Origin of the sequence: Caldanaerobacter subterraneus subsp. tengcongensis MB4, from assembly GCF_000007085.1 — a bacterium.
GTDB classification, from domain to species: Bacteria; Bacillota; Thermoanaerobacteria; order Thermoanaerobacterales; family Thermoanaerobacteraceae; genus Thermoanaerobacter; species Thermoanaerobacter subterraneus.
The window spans coordinates 1,040,125-1,055,480 of the sequence record NC_003869.1; the positions used below are offsets into that span (position 1 = coordinate 1,040,125).

Genomic DNA, 15,356 nt, shown 5'->3' on the forward strand with positions numbered 1-15,356 from the left:
TATGGAACTGATAAACACAAAAGATGTGGCAAGGAAAAATGGCCTTCAGTGTGTTACATTTCATTTGGGCGATGAAATATATGGCATAGATATGCGATATCTCCAAGAAATAATAAGGGTTCCTGATGTAGTAAAAGTTCCCGGCACTCCTTCATATATTCGTGGTCTTGCCAACTTGCGAGGTACAATCTTACCGATCGTAGATTGCAGACTACGTTTGGGACTCAAAAGAAATGAGGATACTGAGGCAAGTCGTGTGATCGTGCTGACAGCGGGTAACAAGAAATTAGGGTATGTGGTTGATCAGGTGGTTGGAGTAATATCTATCCATGAAAAGGAAATAGAAAAGGGGTCTGGCTCAGAAACTGCTGCAGACTTTGTTGAAGGTATTGCCAAAATTGAAAAAGGCAAAAAGTTGATCATGCTGCTAGATGCCAAGAAACTTCTAAATTTCCGCGATGGAGAAACTATCAAAGAAGAGGTGGAAGTTAGTAAGAACAATATAATTGACATAGTTCAAGAAAGCGAAAAGAAGAACACAGATGCTAACGGTGAACAATTGGAGATGATAAGTTTTAAGATAGGAGAGGAAGAATACGGTATTGAGGTAGGCAGTGTACAGGAAATTGTTCGTTTTTCTGGTGAAGTTAGTGAGGTCCCCAATACACCACCTTATGTCCTTGGTGTTATTTCTCTTCGAAATAAGGTATTACCCATTGTTAGCTTACGACGATTGTTTAATATGGAGGAATGCTCTTTTGATGAGAGGTCGAGAATAGTAGTTACAAGTATAAGTGAAAATGGTTTTACATATGCTGTGGGGCTTAAAGTTGATTTGGTTTTGGAAGTGTTGAGAATAGATAAAGTTGCGGTTACTCCTGTGCCACCTTTATTAAAGACAAAAGATAGTGAAGAAATAAGTGGTATATGTAAGCTGAATGAAGGTAGCCGCCTAGTTTACATACTTGATCCCAAAAAGCTATTTTCATATAGGTTAAGAGAAAGTGCTGATATATTGAGGGCACAGGGTGGTGATGAAGAGATGAAGGTTGTTGATACGAAGGACGAAGAGGAGCAACTTGTAACTTTTTTGGTAGATGGTATAGAATGCGCATTTTCTATAGAGGATGTAAGGGAGATAATAAGACCAACAGAAATAATAGCGGTTCCTAAGGCACCGGATTTTGTGGAGGGTGTTATAAACCTGCGAGGTACGATTGTACCTGTTATCGATCTTAGAAAAAAATTTGGATTAAAAGAGAAAAATCGGGATGATCGCAATAGGATAGTGATCGTTGAAATTTCTGGAAGGCACACCGGTCTAATCGTTGATTCAGTTAAAGAAGTAGTAAAAATTGGACATTCTCAGATAGAGGATGCGCCAGAGATTCTGATGGATGAAATAGACCAAAGGTTTATAAAAGGAATTGCGAAGTTTGATGAAACGAATAGAATGATTATTTTGCTATCTGTGGAAGAGGTGTTGTCAGGAAAGGAGAAAAAAGAACTAATGGCAATAGAGGAAGCAGATAATTGACGCAAGGGTTTGATAGGAGAGAAGTGTTAATTATGAAGAAAAAAATTCGCGTACTCGTAGTGGATGACTCTGCTTTTATGCGGAGGTGTTTAAAGGATATACTTGAAAATGAGGAAGACATGGAAGTAATTGATACCGCTCGTGATGGCAATGAGGCAGTAAAGAAGGCAGTAGAACTTCGCCCTGATGTGATAACTCTTGATATAAATATGCCAGTAATGGATGGGCTTACTGCGCTGCAGTACATAATGTCTCTTGCGCCATGTCCTGTTGTAATTATTTCATCTCTTTCTACAGAAGGAGCTTTAACCACATTTGAAGCTCTCGAACTTGGAGCTGTTGATTTTGTGGCAAAACCAGGAGGCACAGTTTCGCTGGGAATAAAGCAGCTTGCAGACGAAATTGTATCAAAAGTGAGGATAGCTGCCTTATCTAATAAGGAGCTACTAAGTTCTTCAAGAAACTTTAAAAAGTTATTGAAACGTAGAAATCAGGAAGTAACTAGGAAAGTATATGAAAATAAAATTTCTAAAAAAGAAATTGTGGTAGTAATTGGAGTTTCTACAGGGGGACCGAAAACATTGATGGAAATTTTACCTTATCTTCCTTCAGATTTTCCGGCAGCTGTGTTGGTAGTTCAGCACATGCCGCCAGGTTTTACCCAATCTTTTGCTCAACGTCTAGATCAAAGCTGCAATTTAAAGGTAAAGGAAGCGGAAGACAAAGCGTTTATAGAACCTGGAACAGTTATCATTGCAAAAGGTGGATGGCACCTTGTGGTGGAAAGAGATTCAAGAAGTTCTAAGCTTATTACTAGATTAACTCAGAAGCCTGAAGAGACACTTTATAAGCCTTCTATTAATGTTACCATGAAATCGGTACTTGAAAATGTAGATGGCCGGAATATTATAGGTATACTTTTGACGGGTATGGGTGACGACGGTGCAGATATGATGGTTGAAATAAGAAAACGAGGTGGATTAACTATTGCAGAATCACAAGAAACTGCTATAGTATATGGTATGCCAAGAGCAGCTGTAGAGCGTGGTGGAGCTGAGATAGTGGCACCTGCTTATAAGATAAGTGATATCTTGTTAAAGAAGGTGAATGAGTATGCAAGAACCTCAGAATATTAATGAATTAATCAGGCTAATGAAGAACGGCAGAAATGAAAGCGAACGCATCGCGGCAGCACTCGATTTGGGGAATTTTAAAAGCAAGGAGGTAGTAAAAGCCTTGGTGGAGCAACTTTGTATAGAGACAAGTAGAGCAGTACAAGAATCAATAGTAAGTTCTCTTATAAAAATAGGAAACGAAAATGTTGCAGAGCTTGCTGTAGAGTTACTTAAAAGCGATGATGCTTATCTTAGGAATGTTGGAGTAGAAATATTGGCAACCATAGGGGATTCGGCTCTTGAGGTTTTTGAAAGAATGATAATGCATCCTGACAAAGATGTGCGACAGCTAGTGGTTAATGCTATAGGAGAAGGACAATTGAAAGAAGCTGTCATGATTTTAAGAAAAGTTGTAGAGGAAGATGAAGAAGAAAATGTTGTGGCGGCAGCAGTTGAATACTTAGGCGAGATTGGCGGTAGTGATGAGGACAAAAAGGCAATAAAGCAAGCTTTAAATCGATTTTCTAGTCCTTTTTTTCAATATGTTGGAGAAGTTGCGCTAAAAAAATTGGGAGGATAGAAATGAGGTGTACAAGTGACAGCTGAGGAATTCATCAAGTTAAGAGATTTTATCTACCGGAAAACAGGAATATATTTTGAGGAGCAAAAAATGTATTATGTAAAAAACAGGGTAGAAAGCCGGATGGAGGCTACCGGATATGAAAATTTTAGGAGCTATTTTACTTGGCTGCGATTTGATGTAACGGGTCGAGAACTTCAACAATTGCTTAATGCTTTAACAATCAATGAAACATATTTTTTTAGAGAATATTACCAATTGAAATGTTTTGCAGAAGAAGTTTTGCCTGAAATTTTGGAGAGAAAACGTAAAGAAAACAGCCGAAAAATCAGAATCTGGTCTGCAGGTTGCTCCACGGGAGAAGAACCGTATACACTTGCCATAATTATGAAGGAAATGCTTGAAGATGTAGATGATATAGACTGGGAAATTTATGCAACAGATATAAACACTGAGGTTTTACAAAAAGCCGAGAGAGGATTATATTCACAAAGAGCTGTTCGACTTGTACCAGAAGAGTATAAAAAGCGCTATTTATATAAAAAAGGAGATTTTTATGAGGTAATACCAGACCTTAAAGAAAAAATTATATTTTTTCAGTTAAATTTAATGGATGCAGTGGAAATGCGAAAAATGAGGAATTTTGATGTGATTTTTTGCAGAAATGTACTCATTTATTTTGATGATGCATCTCGAAGGCAAGTAGCAATTTATTTTTATGAAGCTCTTGTAGAAGGAGGTTATATATTTTTAGGCCATTCAGAGTCAATGAGCCGTATTACACCCATCTTTAAACTGCGAAAATTTAAAAATGCGTTTGTGTACCAGAAATGAGGTGAAAAGAGTGAATCCCAGCGTATTAATTGTGGATGATTCTGCGGCAGTGCGTGGTTTTCATGGCTCGATACTTCGGAATGTTGGCTTTGAGGTCGAAGAAGCTGCCAACGGTTATGAGGCTTTAGAAAAGTATCTTGCAAAAAAATTTGACCTTTTATTAGTTGATGTGAATATGCCCAAAATGCATGGATACGAGTTGATACGGCAGATAAGAGAACAAGAGCTTCATGGTTTTGTGCCAGTGATTGTTATATCTACAGAATCAGGAGAAAATGACTATTTAGAAGCGTTTCGAGTTGGGGCAAATCTTTATTTAGAAAAACCGGTTGATCCGATATGCTTGCAACTTTCTGCAAAAATGCTTACAGGGATAAGGTAGGGATGACTGAAATGAAGAATGAATCCAATGGATTTATAAAGAATGCAAAAAAATTGCTTGACAATATAGGCTTTTTTGTGCTTGGGTTAGAAGATGCTTATGAGAAAGATAAAGCAGCTGAAGAAATTTTAAGCAGATTGAGTGAGTTATTGCAATTATGCAAGTCCTATGATTTTAATAAACTGAGTTCTTTTATAGAAAGTTTAATAAAACTGATTAAGGAAATAGCACAAAAAGAGAAATTTCTCGATACGGAGATAAGTGATTTTTTACTGGATTCTTTTGAGAGGATAATAAGTTTAGTTGAAAACGCTGAAAAAGAAGGACTTGAGACATTAAAAGCGCCGGAGCTAAAAGAATTTGAAGGCAGAATATCAGAGTTTTTGGATGAAATGGATAAAATGCCTCAAGCTTCTGTGATACATACAGACGACATGTTACGCACTATTTCCAAAGACAAAAAGATTTTTTTAAATGAATTAATACAAAAAAGCGAAAATGTTTATGAAATACTACTTCAAGTAGTAGGTACAAAAGCTGTAGAAATTGATGTAACGGAATTTTTTGACAAATTAAAAGAAATTGGAGAGGTTACACATATTGATGCTGATACGCGAAAATTACCTTTACTAGAAGAGCTTGATCCTTCTATCCCTTATATATCTTTGACTTTTGTATTGATATCTGATAAAAATGCCCAAGAAATAGAAGATACACTGTATAAAGTAATAGGAACAGATACTGATGTAAAGGTACTTGTGTCACCGGTATTTCCTGATGCAATTGAAAAATTTACGACATCGAAAGGCGATTCTTTATCAGCTATGTCGGCTGGAGAAGACAAGGTACAAGAAGTCATGGATATGATAATTTCACAGCAGGAGGAGTTCTATAAGATTGCAGAGACGCCAGAAGACCGGCGCTGGAGAGGAAACATGGTTATAAATGTGCTTCAAAGGATAGCAGAATACATGGGTTGGGTTACAAAAAGTGGAAATTTAGTTAAAATGATTAAAACAAACAAAATCAAATTACCAGAAAGATTTGTAAATCTTGTGAATCTTATAATAAACAACGACAAAAAATTGCAGGAAAATGAGTCTAAAGATAGGGGAGTTTATGCAGCAAGAACTGAGAATGAAGAAATAGAAAGGCGTGAAATTAAACAAGGTGAAGAGAAAATCTTGCAAGAGTATAATGAAAGTATTTCCAGAGATATGACGAACAATAAAGGTTTTTCAGAAATCGAAACTACGAAGACGCTGAAAGTAGACCAGACTAAAATCGATGAGCTTATGAAGTTAGTAGGAGAACTGGTTGCAGTCAATAATGGACTTTCGTTTATGATAAAAAAAATCGAAATGGAATATGGATCAACAGATGTAACAAAAGAATTAAAAGATAAGCAGGTTTTGTTAAAGAGGATAGGAAATGACTTACAGGACATAGTAATGAGCTTGAGACTTCTTCCAATAAAATATATATTTGATCGTTTTCCCAGAATGATTCGCGAGATTAGCAGAAAACTTGACAAGAAGGTACGTCTTGTTACCGAGGGGGAGGAAACCCAGATAGACAAGAATATTGTAACGGCGCTTTATGATCCAATGTTACACATTATAAGGAATGCAATCGATCACGGAATTGAGAAACCAGAAGAACGGTTAAAAAAGGGAAAATCCGAAGAAGGTTTGTTGGTTCTAAAGGCACAAAAAATAGGAGATAAGGTTATTATTGAGGTCAGAGATGATGGACGTGGCATCGATACTGAGGTAGTAAAAGCGAAGGCAGTTCAAAAAGGTTTTGTATCTGCTGAAAAAGGAGCGACGATGGATGAACACGCTGTTTTGGAACTTCTGTTTATACCTGGTTTTAGTACTTCAGATGACGTAACGGAGTTGTCTGGTAGAGGTGTGGGAATGGATGTCGTGCGTGATACAGTGAGAAGACTGGGTGGTAATGTGCGTTTGATGAGTAAAGCGGGAGTAGGTACTTCTGTATACCTGGAACTGCCTGTGACAATGGTAACATCCAGGGTGCTGTTATTTACTTTGAAAGAGCGCCGTTATGCCTTGCCCCTTGAAAGTGTAGGAGAACTAGTAAAAATAAAGGCTGAGGATATAAGAAAGATGAAAGGAAAAGAAGTAGTAGTATTGAGGGGAGAAATAATGCCACTTTTGAGACTAAAGGAATTTATGGGACTTCAAAATGATGCGGAAGAAAAATTTGATACAGAATATTCACTTGTTGTACTAAATAATGGCGTGGCGGTGATGGTAGATGAATTTATTGGTGAGCAGGAGATCATTATAAGGCCACTTCCGGAGGAACTATCTTCAGTATATTTTTTGGGTGCGGCTATATTGGGAGATGGGGATATTGTTCTTGTTCTAAATCCTGAAAAATTAGGAGGAGGCATTTAAAGTGATGTTGGACTATCTTGATGCCTATGTTGAGGAGACGGAAGAACAGCTTTCAAGATTGGAACAGCTTTTTTTGGAAATAGAGAAAAATACCAACCAAGCAGAAATTTTAAATGAAATTTTTAGGATTATACATACAATAAAAGGTTCCTCAGCTACAATGGGTTTCAGCATGGTGGCAGATTTTTGCCACAGATTAGAAAATCTTTTTGACAAGCTGAGGAAGGGTGAATTTGGCATAGATGACTATTTGATAGATGTACTGTTTAAAAGTTTTGATACTTTGAAAGAAATGGTGTCAGCATCTATAAAAGGAGAAAACTATGATAGCTATATACTAGAAGAGTTGATTAACGCTATAGATAGTTTTAAACAAATGAATGCCAATAATAATGGTAAGAACATAGAGGTTGAAAAAAAAGAAAACCAGGTAAATAACAATATTTTGGAAATATCAGTTGAAATAAGCAAGGATTGCATAATGAAAAATGCACGGGCTCTTATAATTGAAAAATATATTGAGGAAATGGGAAATGTGATAAGTTTTGAACCTTCTGTTGATATGCTACAAAGAGAAGAAGTTGTAGGTGAAAAGATAACGGCAATATTGGAAAGTCGGCTAAAAATCGAAGATGTAGTCTGGAAGTTACAAAATATACCAGATGTTGTTAACGTAGAGGTGAAGCAGGACTATAGAAGCAAAGACGTTGTCAAAATAAATATAAGTACGCAGAATAAAATAGAAGATATTATGCATTTAAAAGAAGTTATGATGAAAGCTAACGCGGTAGAGCTCGAATTTGAAGAAAAATCCAAGATGAGTTTTGCATTATTGCAGCTTATACTTGCTGCATATAGAGAAAATAAAGAAATTTATTATAAAACAACTAGAGGCAATGTGGCAAAAATGCTTAATTTAATGGGGATAAGGCCACAATTTGCACTATGTGAATGAATTTTCTATTACTCCCATCATAAAGACTTCTTTCTCCTTTTTTGTTTTTTTATTTTTGCCAACAGTAGTTTCTTTTAAGGATAGACTTTATTGTATTTCTGCTTACTTTTAAGCTATATTTTCTATAAAAGTACGAAAATAAACAGCTATATCTAAAGACAGTTTTTTTTTGCTTCAGAGATGATAAGATTTTCTAATTCAGAAGAAGTTTTTCTGGGAGGATTTTTTAAGTTTTCTTAATTTATCATGTAAAGGACCCATTAATGGCTCTACGAACAGTGTGACTTGAGATACTCAATATTTTTGCTGTTTACAACTTCTCTAGTTTTTTCAGGGGATATTTTTTTAAGGTCATTGTATGTTATAATATTTATCGGCTGATATAATGTTTTCTTCACTGTTTTTGTATTACGAGAATTTCTACTGGTTATGATAATTGACAATAGATACAAACCTATCTATAATGAAAGAGATAATATGGCTGGTCGTATTTTAGTATATGAGTGGAGTTTTCTAATAATTGACGGAATTTTAAGAAAAACCAGAGAGATTGGTTCTGTTGGAATAACCATAATGAAAAAGATTGGTTAAAATATATTAATTGGAATAAGTAAAAGTAAAATAACAAAGACAAACGGTAAAATGTCAAGGGGGTAATTAAAAAATTTTTGAGGCATTTAAAGGGCAAAAAGACAAAAAAATACCCTTCTTCCAACATGCCAATAAATGGAATTGGAAGTTCCAAAATAGAGTTCTTTATTAATTTTTAACAAAAGAGTATTTAAATACTAACAACACCTCTTTCTTGATATATTTGACCTTTGCTGAGCATTGCAAAGATCAGAGGGATTAATCTTCTAGCAGTTAAGACGAGGGCACGTTTATGTTGGTGTTTAGGTACCTCGCGATACTTCTTGTTGTAGTACTCTTTAAACCTCACTGTGTGCACCCTAACACAGTTAGCGGCTTCAACAAGATAGTATCGCAGGTACTGATCACCACACTTAACCAAAGAAGTATCCTGGGCATTGAAATTACCAGACTGGTATTTATTCCAGATGAGGCCGGCATACTTGGCAAGAGCAGCTTCATTATTAAACCTTTTGATATCTCCAATTTCGGCGATGATACCAGCAGCAAGGACGTCCCCAATGCCGGGGATAGTAGTTAGAGTTTGATTAAAAGCTTTAAGCTGTCTTTAAACTTGCCGTCAAGCTTTTTAAGTTGGGATTCAAGGAAGCGAATATTTTCAAGTGTCATAGAAAGAGCTAAGTCGTTTGCTTCAGCAAGATCAGGGTGAAGCCTGTAAGCTCTGTTAGCAGCAGCTTTTAAAGTTTTGGCGATTTGAGTAGGGTCTGAGAGTCTGTTATTGCCGTTTTTCACAATAAAGTCGATAAGGTTATCAAGAGGCATGGAAGCAATATCATCAGGAGTAAAATTTTCAATGATAGCTAAGGAAGCTTTACCAAATATGTTGCTAAAAGGGCACTCTGAAGGATAGGTTGAGAACTTGAAGGAAATAAGGTTTAGGGCGCGATTTTTTTCGCGGACCAGACTGCGGACAATATGATAACGCATGCGAGTGAGTCTTTGCAGTGCAGCGTATCTTAAATCTGGCAGCGGAGTTGGTTTGACTTGACCAAATCTAACACATTCAGCGATAACAGTTGCGTCAACAGAATCTGTTTTAGGGAGATGGATATAAGCACCCTTGAAAGATTTAATGATAGAAGGATTGATGACGTAGAATAGAGGATTAAAGGGAGCAAGTTCAGGAGAAGAAGCCAGGAAAGTATGCAAATGCCAGGCATAGTGTGAAGTAGCTTCCATGCCAAATTTAATGGATGAAATATTGAACTGTTGAGCAAGAGAGATAGTGAAATCTATAAGCTGCTGAGCGCCATCTAAATCATTGGGGAAGAATAAAGCTTTTTTAACTAAGCGGTTACCGGCCTCATCAATAAAGGAAGCAGCATTTAATTCGCTAGAGATATCATGCCCACAATAAGTGTAGAGCTCATGGATAAATTCACGCTCCTTTTTGCAAAAAGTTTTTTGAAGGTCCTTTGTCTCTTAAGTTTTTGTAATACACCCTCGCCGTGATTAGTGCTCAGATTTAGCTTATAGGGTGCCTGACCATCGATGCTCAAGCGATGGACAGATAAGCTAAAGAGGCACAACAAACGAGTATGTATTACTCAAATAACTCCAGAGGTTCAGTCTTTGCCGAGTGGTAATGCTGCTTTACCAGCATGCCACAGGAGTGAGTCAAAAATACCTCAGTAAACTTAAAAGGGACCTTCTACTTTTAAGTTTATCAGAGACAAAGGACCATTTAAATAAAAATGAGAAATTTAATTATGAGATTGTTTTACCAGGGTAAAAATGGTTTTTAAGGATTTAATTTGTGTGTTTATTATTAAATTTTTAATGTGGATTACAATCATATTATACGAGCATTCCTGTAATAAATTAAAACAGCCTTTGCAAAAATAAAACCCTCCTGGTAAAAAAGAAAGTGAAAAGGAAAAACAATAACCAGGAGGGTGATACACATGAACAAAGTACAAAAACTACTTTTAGTCCACAGTTCTGATATAATTTTTGTCGGGGTCGATGTAGCTAAAAAGACCCATTATGCAAGAATAATAAATCACATAGGACTTGAAGTAATAAAACCCTTCAAATTTAATAATAGCATAGATGGATATGAACGTCTAGTATCCAAAATACTTGAAGCCAAAGAAAAATCGAAAGCAACAAAAATATTAATAGGTTTCGAACCAAGCGGTCATTATTGGAAGCCACTTGCATGGTTTTTAAAAGAAAAAGGATATACAGTAGTGATAGTAAACCCATATCACGTAAAACAAAGGAAAGAAGAGGAGGACAACAGTCCATCAAAAAACGATAGAAAGGACGCGTTAATAATTGCAAGACTAATAAAAGAAGGGAAATTTGTAAACTGTCTTTTACCTCAAAACACATATGCAGATTTAAGAAACCTTTCAGTTGCAAGAAAGCAGTTAATAAAGAAACTAAACAGTGTAAAGAATAAAATTATTGCAATATTAGACGAATACTTTCCTGAATTTGAAGAAGTATTCAAGAATTTGTGGGGGAAAGCAGCCTTATGGATATTGAGGAACTGTCCATTTCCCAGCATAATACTTAAACTGAGCAAAGAAGAAATAGCAGAACAGCTAAAGAAAGCCACTAATAACAGGGTAGGCATGAAAAGGGCAGAAAAGCTCATTGAAGCAGCAAAAAAGTCAATAGGTGTAAAAGAAGGGATAAAAGGGGCACAAATACGTTTAAACATTTACCTTGATGAATTAGAATTTTTAAAAACACAATTAGAAACCATAGAAAAAGCTATGGAAGAACTGCTCAAAAAAATAGACATAGCAGAATATCTGTTAAGCATTCCAGGCATAGGAGTAATAACAGTAGCAGGATTTTTAGCAGAAGTAGGGGACATAGGGAAATACACACACTATAAACAAATCCAGAAACTTGGGGGATTAAACATAACGGATAACCAATCAGGGAAACACAGGGGGAAGACCAAGATATCAAAGAGAGGGCGTCCTGAGTTAAGAAATCTTCTATACAAAGCAAGCCTGACATTAGTAGCCAAAAACAAAGAATTTAAAGCACTTTACAACTACTTTTTAAGAAGGCGAGAAAATCCTTTAGAGAAGAAACAAGCATTAATTGCGATTTCAATAAAACTCATAAGAGTTATGTTTACGCTTGCTAAGAAGAAAGAAAAATACGATTCACAAAAAGTACTTGGAGAATATCGTATGAAGCAAATAAAGGAATTAGTAGCCTAGGGGGCAACAAATCAATTTAGAGCAAATAAGGTTGGGGAAGCTGTAGTACCCCCCATAAGGGCAAGACCCTGAATACGAGTAAGAAGCTCCCCAAAAGCCCTCAAAGGCAGGAGGAAGGAATGTAATTAAGGGCATGACCCTGAGAGACATGATAGGGTAGCCGAGGGCTAAGTAAAAAAACATAAAAATATGCTAATAAAAGGCAACCGTGAAATAAGTTGCCTAAGGGAGGTGTTGTGTTGTTTTAAAAAGGCTTTATTTGAAAAAGGTAAAAAGAGCTCAAATTTAGTGAAAAAATGAGATTTTTCAAGCTTGATTGAGCTAATTACAAAATATTGAGATAGGAGTGGGTACGGTGAAAGAGACTATTATTTATAATTTAAAAACGCTTGTAGAAGAAATAGCAGAATCAGATAATACTAAAAAAGAATGGGAGGATTTTTTGATTAGTCTCGCAGATGCCTTTGGCAGTGAGGATATGAAAGGAAGGATAAAAGAACCTCTCAAAAATTTGCTGAATTTTATTGATGTAAGTGCTCTGGTAAGAGGGATGGAGCTTTTGAATGCCAGAATTGAAGGGTTCCCCCTTCCAGAAATGTTAAAGGTCGTAATCGAAGTATTGGACGAGATAAAAAATGATAAGGAGATGCGCATAAGAGAGCTGGGACACGTACTTGCCGAACTCGCAACCCCTATAATAAGGATATGGCGTGATGTACTCCTGGTACCTCTTATTGGTACACTTGATAGCCACCGAGCACAGAGCATGGCTGAAAAACTTCTTGAAAGAACAGCAAGTACTAGGGCAAAGGTGGTTATTGTGGATGTGACAGGAGTGCCAATGATCGATACGATTGTCGGGGGATTTTTAATAGAAATGTTTAACGCAGTAAAATTGCTTGGCAGTGACGTAATTCTGACAGGTATAAAGCCGGAGATAGCTCATACTCTTGTAAAGCTGGGTGTCGATTTCAATATGGTAATTATAAAAAGAGACTTGGAAAGCGCTCTTAAACATGCAATTGAGATAACATCTGATAACAGAGGAGGAAGATATGGACAAAAAAGAGGGAGCGACTATGAAGAATAAAGTAGTGCCAACCATTAAGCTTTATGATTATCTACTTGTTCCAATACAAATTGAACTTGATGACAATACAGTTGAGAGACTGCAGATGCAGATACTCCATGAGATACATGAGAAGGAAGTTCGGGGAATAATAATCGATGTTAGTATGGTCGATGTAATCGATAGCTATATATCTTTTGTTCTTTCGGAAACGGCTGGCATGGCTAAGGCTATGGGATGCTATGTCGTTATATGCGGAATTCAACCTCAGGTAGCGCTTACGCTATCCCAGATGGGCATCAAACTGAAAGACATAATCACTGCCCAGAGCCTTGAGGATGCTATAAATATTCTTGATAAATTGGAATAAGAGATACTTTTTTGATGCTTTTTTGCTTTTAAAGGGGTGATACTAGGTGATAGAAGTGAATCCCCAGGATTACGATATAGTATTGAAGATAAAAGATGAAAGCGATATTGCGGTATCAAGGCAGATGGCGAAAAATTTTGCACAGAAAATGGATTTTTCTCTGGCGGATGTTACCAAAATAGCTACGGCCGTGTCGGAACTGGCAAGAAATATATACAGATACGCAAAAGAAGGATATATTTACATCAGGAAAAAAGAAGGAGGTTCAGAAAAAGCGCCCGCCATAGAGATTTTGGCGTGCGACAGGGGACCTGGGATAGAAAATGTGGAACTAGCCATAAGCGGAGGATATACGACTTCGGAAAGAAGCCTGGGGTTGGGTCTTGCAGGAATTAGAAGACTTATGGACAGCTTTCATATTGAATCTGAAGTTGGAAAGGGAACGGTTGTTATTGTTGAAAAAAGGAGGCGCGTGTTTTGACAGAAAAGCTGGAGGTTGATATTGCTGTTAAAGCTGATCTTTTTATTCTCGAATACCGTCTCAAGAAATTTATGGAAAAATTCAATATAGATATTCCTTCCGCTTTGCTCGTGGCCAGAGAACTGGCCACTAATATTTTGAAATACGGTAAAAAAGGTTTTATAGAGGTAAAGTTAAAGGAAGATGGTTTATGTCTCGTGGCTGAAGACATAGGAAAAGCTGACGTGGATAACGGCGAAAAAAGGCCGGCCGGAGGACTTGGAATAGGACTTGAAGTGGTAAAAAAAAGTAGCAATGAGTTTGAAATCGAGCGAAAACCTGGCGGGTGAACAAGAGTGAAAGCTACTCTTAAAGCATCTAACCAAAAGGGGAAGAATTTTGTTTTGCAAGTCGGGACGGCATCAAAACCGCATTATCTTGAGGAAGAGAGCGGAGATGTATGTGTGTGGAAGAAGATGGGCGAAAAATATATGTTATTTGTAGCGGATGTCTTGGGCCACGGAAGAAAGGCGTACGAAGTTGCAAAAGTTATCGAACTTTACGTAAAGAATTCAACCGAAGGAAATATAGATAAGATATATGCGGATCTTGAAAGGCTTGTAAGGGGTACGCGGGGCTGCGTTGCTTTTGTTGCTCTGGTTTCTGAATCTATGATAGAATATATAAACGTGGGCAATATAAAGGCTTGGATTGTCGATGCTGGGACTGTAAGGAGAACAATGGGAGTGAGCGGTGTTATTGGTAGGATGCCGATCAGCCTAAAAATATTTAAAGAACCGATATCATTGCTTCATTCTACATTAGTGGTCTGTACCGATGGAATAAAGAATCAGTTTATTCCATCGCCTGATATGGATTGGATAAGAACATTAAGTCCTAGAGACGTTGCTTTAAAAATAATAAAGGAATTCAGCATAAAAGAAGATGATGCTACCGTACTAGTAGCAAGGGGGGAAATGGGGTAATGACAAATCTCAAAGGTTTTATGATGGAATATAAAAATTACCTTTCAGAATACATTTTAAAAGGCGGACAGGATGAGATACTGTTTGAGGCATACCAGCACCTTATAAAATTATTGGACGATTCTTCAGCTCAAGCCGCAAATATTTTAGATATTCATAATCAAGTTCTGAAAGACGTTCTTAATATAAAGCAGGATAACGATATGGTACAGTGGATTTACATTGAAAGAGCCACAGAATTTCTGGCCCAGATACTTATAGCAACAGACGCTTTACTCCTTTCTCTGAAAGAGAGTGTAGAAAGAGATCCATTGACAGGGCTCTACAATAGATTGGCTATTGATAGAATTCTTTCGAAAGTTTGGCTGAATACAAATATGACCAAAACACCTCTTACAGTAGCCATGCTTGATTTGGACGATTTTAAACATGTTAATGATAAATACGGACATCTGATCGGCGACGAGTTGTTGAAAGAAGTGAGCACTGTTATAAAAGCTTGCCTCAGGGATAAAGATGTGGTTATGAGGTATGGAGGCGAGGAATTTCTCATATTGCTGCCAGAAACAGAAATTGAGGGTGCCAAAAAAGCTCTTGAAAGGGTAAGGAAAAAAATAGAGGAAGGGATTTTTACAGAAGCCAAGATTAAAGCTACTGCCAGCATAGGTGCGGCAGTATATCCGGATGATCGTCCTTTAAGTATGGAGCATTCCTGTAATGAATAAAAAATAAGGAGGGTGCATAGTGTAAAATTATCGTAGGATTTTTTGAGTGAAAAAAACAAGAGACAACCCCTGTGATAAAAT

General features: G+C 36.9%; 14 protein-coding genes and 2 pseudogenes. 14 read left to right on the forward strand and 2 right to left on the reverse strand.

What is annotated here, in order from left to right; translation table 11 throughout:
- Nucleotide 1 precedes the first annotated feature (1 nt).
- From TTE_RS04995 to TTE_RS05025, 7 genes are read left to right on the forward strand one after another with little or no spacing between them, the layout of a single operon-like run.
- Entirely contained in the window at nucleotides 2-1,537 is a 1,536-nt protein-coding gene (locus TTE_RS04995) for a chemotaxis protein CheW (protein ID WP_011025402.1), read from the forward strand.
- Nucleotides 1,538-1,569: 32 nt separating this feature from the next.
- Complete coding sequence (locus TTE_RS05000) at nucleotides 1,570-2,673, forward strand: protein-glutamate methylesterase/protein-glutamine glutaminase (RefSeq protein ID WP_011025403.1); 1,104 nt, start codon at nucleotides 1,570-1,572, stop codon at nucleotides 2,671-2,673.
- Nucleotides 2,651-3,232: a HEAT repeat domain-containing protein gene (locus TTE_RS05005; protein WP_011025404.1), complete on the forward strand. Its 582-nt coding sequence runs from the start codon at nucleotides 2,651-2,653 to the stop codon at nucleotides 3,230-3,232. The genes TTE_RS05000 and TTE_RS05005 overlap by 23 nt, the downstream gene beginning before the upstream one ends.
- Nucleotides 3,233-3,247: 15 nt before the next feature.
- On the forward strand, nucleotides 3,248-4,066 hold the full coding sequence (locus TTE_RS05010; protein WP_011025405.1) for a CheR family methyltransferase: 819 nt from the start codon (nucleotides 3,248-3,250) through the stop codon (nucleotides 4,064-4,066).
- 10 nt (nucleotides 4,067-4,076) lie between these two features.
- Nucleotides 4,077-4,448: a response regulator gene (locus TTE_RS05015; protein ID WP_102008942.1), complete on the forward strand. Its 372-nt coding sequence runs from the start codon at nucleotides 4,077-4,079 to the stop codon at nucleotides 4,446-4,448.
- Nucleotides 4,406-6,871 carry a chemotaxis protein CheA gene (locus TTE_RS05020; RefSeq protein ID WP_226990164.1) on the forward strand — a complete coding sequence of 822 codons (2,466 nt, stop codon included), beginning with the start codon at nucleotides 4,406-4,408 and terminating at the stop codon, nucleotides 6,869-6,871. Before TTE_RS05015 ends, TTE_RS05020 begins: the two co-directional genes overlap by 43 nt.
- Before the next feature lie 4 nt (nucleotides 6,872-6,875).
- Nucleotides 6,876-7,826, forward strand: a complete 951-nt coding sequence (locus TTE_RS05025) for an Hpt domain-containing protein (RefSeq protein ID WP_022588100.1) — start codon at nucleotides 6,876-6,878, stop codon at nucleotides 7,824-7,826.
- Nucleotides 7,827-7,878: 52 nt separating this feature from the next.
- Here TTE_RS05025 and TTE_RS14190 read toward each other — a convergent pair.
- Nucleotides 7,879-8,200, reverse strand: a pseudogene (locus TTE_RS14190) (IS481 family transposase); the annotation flags it as partial.
- A gap of 407 nt (nucleotides 8,201-8,607) precedes the next feature.
- Nucleotides 8,608-9,851: pseudogene (locus tag TTE_RS05030) on the reverse strand (IS110 family transposase).
- A 530-nt stretch (nucleotides 9,852-10,381) separates the two neighbouring features.
- On the opposite strand from TTE_RS05030, the gene TTE_RS05035 reads away from it, so the two are divergent.
- The 7 genes from TTE_RS05035 to TTE_RS05065 all read left to right on the forward strand — a co-directional run bounded on the left by TTE_RS05035 (nucleotide 10,382) and on the right by TTE_RS05065 (nucleotide 15,275).
- A complete protein-coding gene (locus TTE_RS05035) occupies nucleotides 10,382-11,665 on the forward strand; it encodes an IS110 family transposase (RefSeq protein WP_011025409.1) in 1,284 nt (427 codons plus the stop codon).
- A gap of 355 nt (nucleotides 11,666-12,020) precedes the next feature.
- The gene (locus TTE_RS05040) at nucleotides 12,021-12,755 is read left to right on the forward strand and encodes an STAS domain-containing protein (protein ID WP_011025410.1); all 735 of its coding nucleotides are present in this window, start codon (nucleotides 12,021-12,023) and stop codon (nucleotides 12,753-12,755) included.
- Nucleotides 12,745-13,104, forward strand: coding sequence for an STAS domain-containing protein (locus TTE_RS05045; protein ID WP_035175192.1), 360 nt, complete (start codon nucleotides 12,745-12,747; stop codon nucleotides 13,102-13,104). Before TTE_RS05040 ends, TTE_RS05045 begins: the two co-directional genes overlap by 11 nt.
- Before the next feature lie 46 nt (nucleotides 13,105-13,150).
- Entirely contained in the window at nucleotides 13,151-13,585 is a 435-nt protein-coding gene (locus TTE_RS05050) for an anti-sigma regulatory factor (RefSeq protein ID WP_011025412.1), read from the forward strand.
- Nucleotides 13,582-13,914 (forward strand): ATP-binding protein, encoded by a 333-nt coding sequence (locus TTE_RS05055; RefSeq protein ID WP_011025413.1) that lies wholly within the window; start codon nucleotides 13,582-13,584, stop codon nucleotides 13,912-13,914. The genes TTE_RS05050 and TTE_RS05055 overlap by 4 nt, the downstream gene beginning before the upstream one ends.
- Before the next feature lie 6 nt (nucleotides 13,915-13,920).
- Nucleotides 13,921-14,550, forward strand: a complete 630-nt coding sequence (locus TTE_RS05060) for a SpoIIE family protein phosphatase (RefSeq protein ID WP_011025414.1) — start codon at nucleotides 13,921-13,923, stop codon at nucleotides 14,548-14,550.
- On the forward strand, nucleotides 14,550-15,275 hold the full coding sequence (locus tag TTE_RS05065; protein WP_011025415.1) for a GGDEF domain-containing protein: 726 nt from the start codon (nucleotides 14,550-14,552) through the stop codon (nucleotides 15,273-15,275). Before TTE_RS05060 ends, TTE_RS05065 begins: the two co-directional genes overlap by 1 nt.
- Nucleotides 15,276-15,356: the final 81 nt, after the last annotated feature.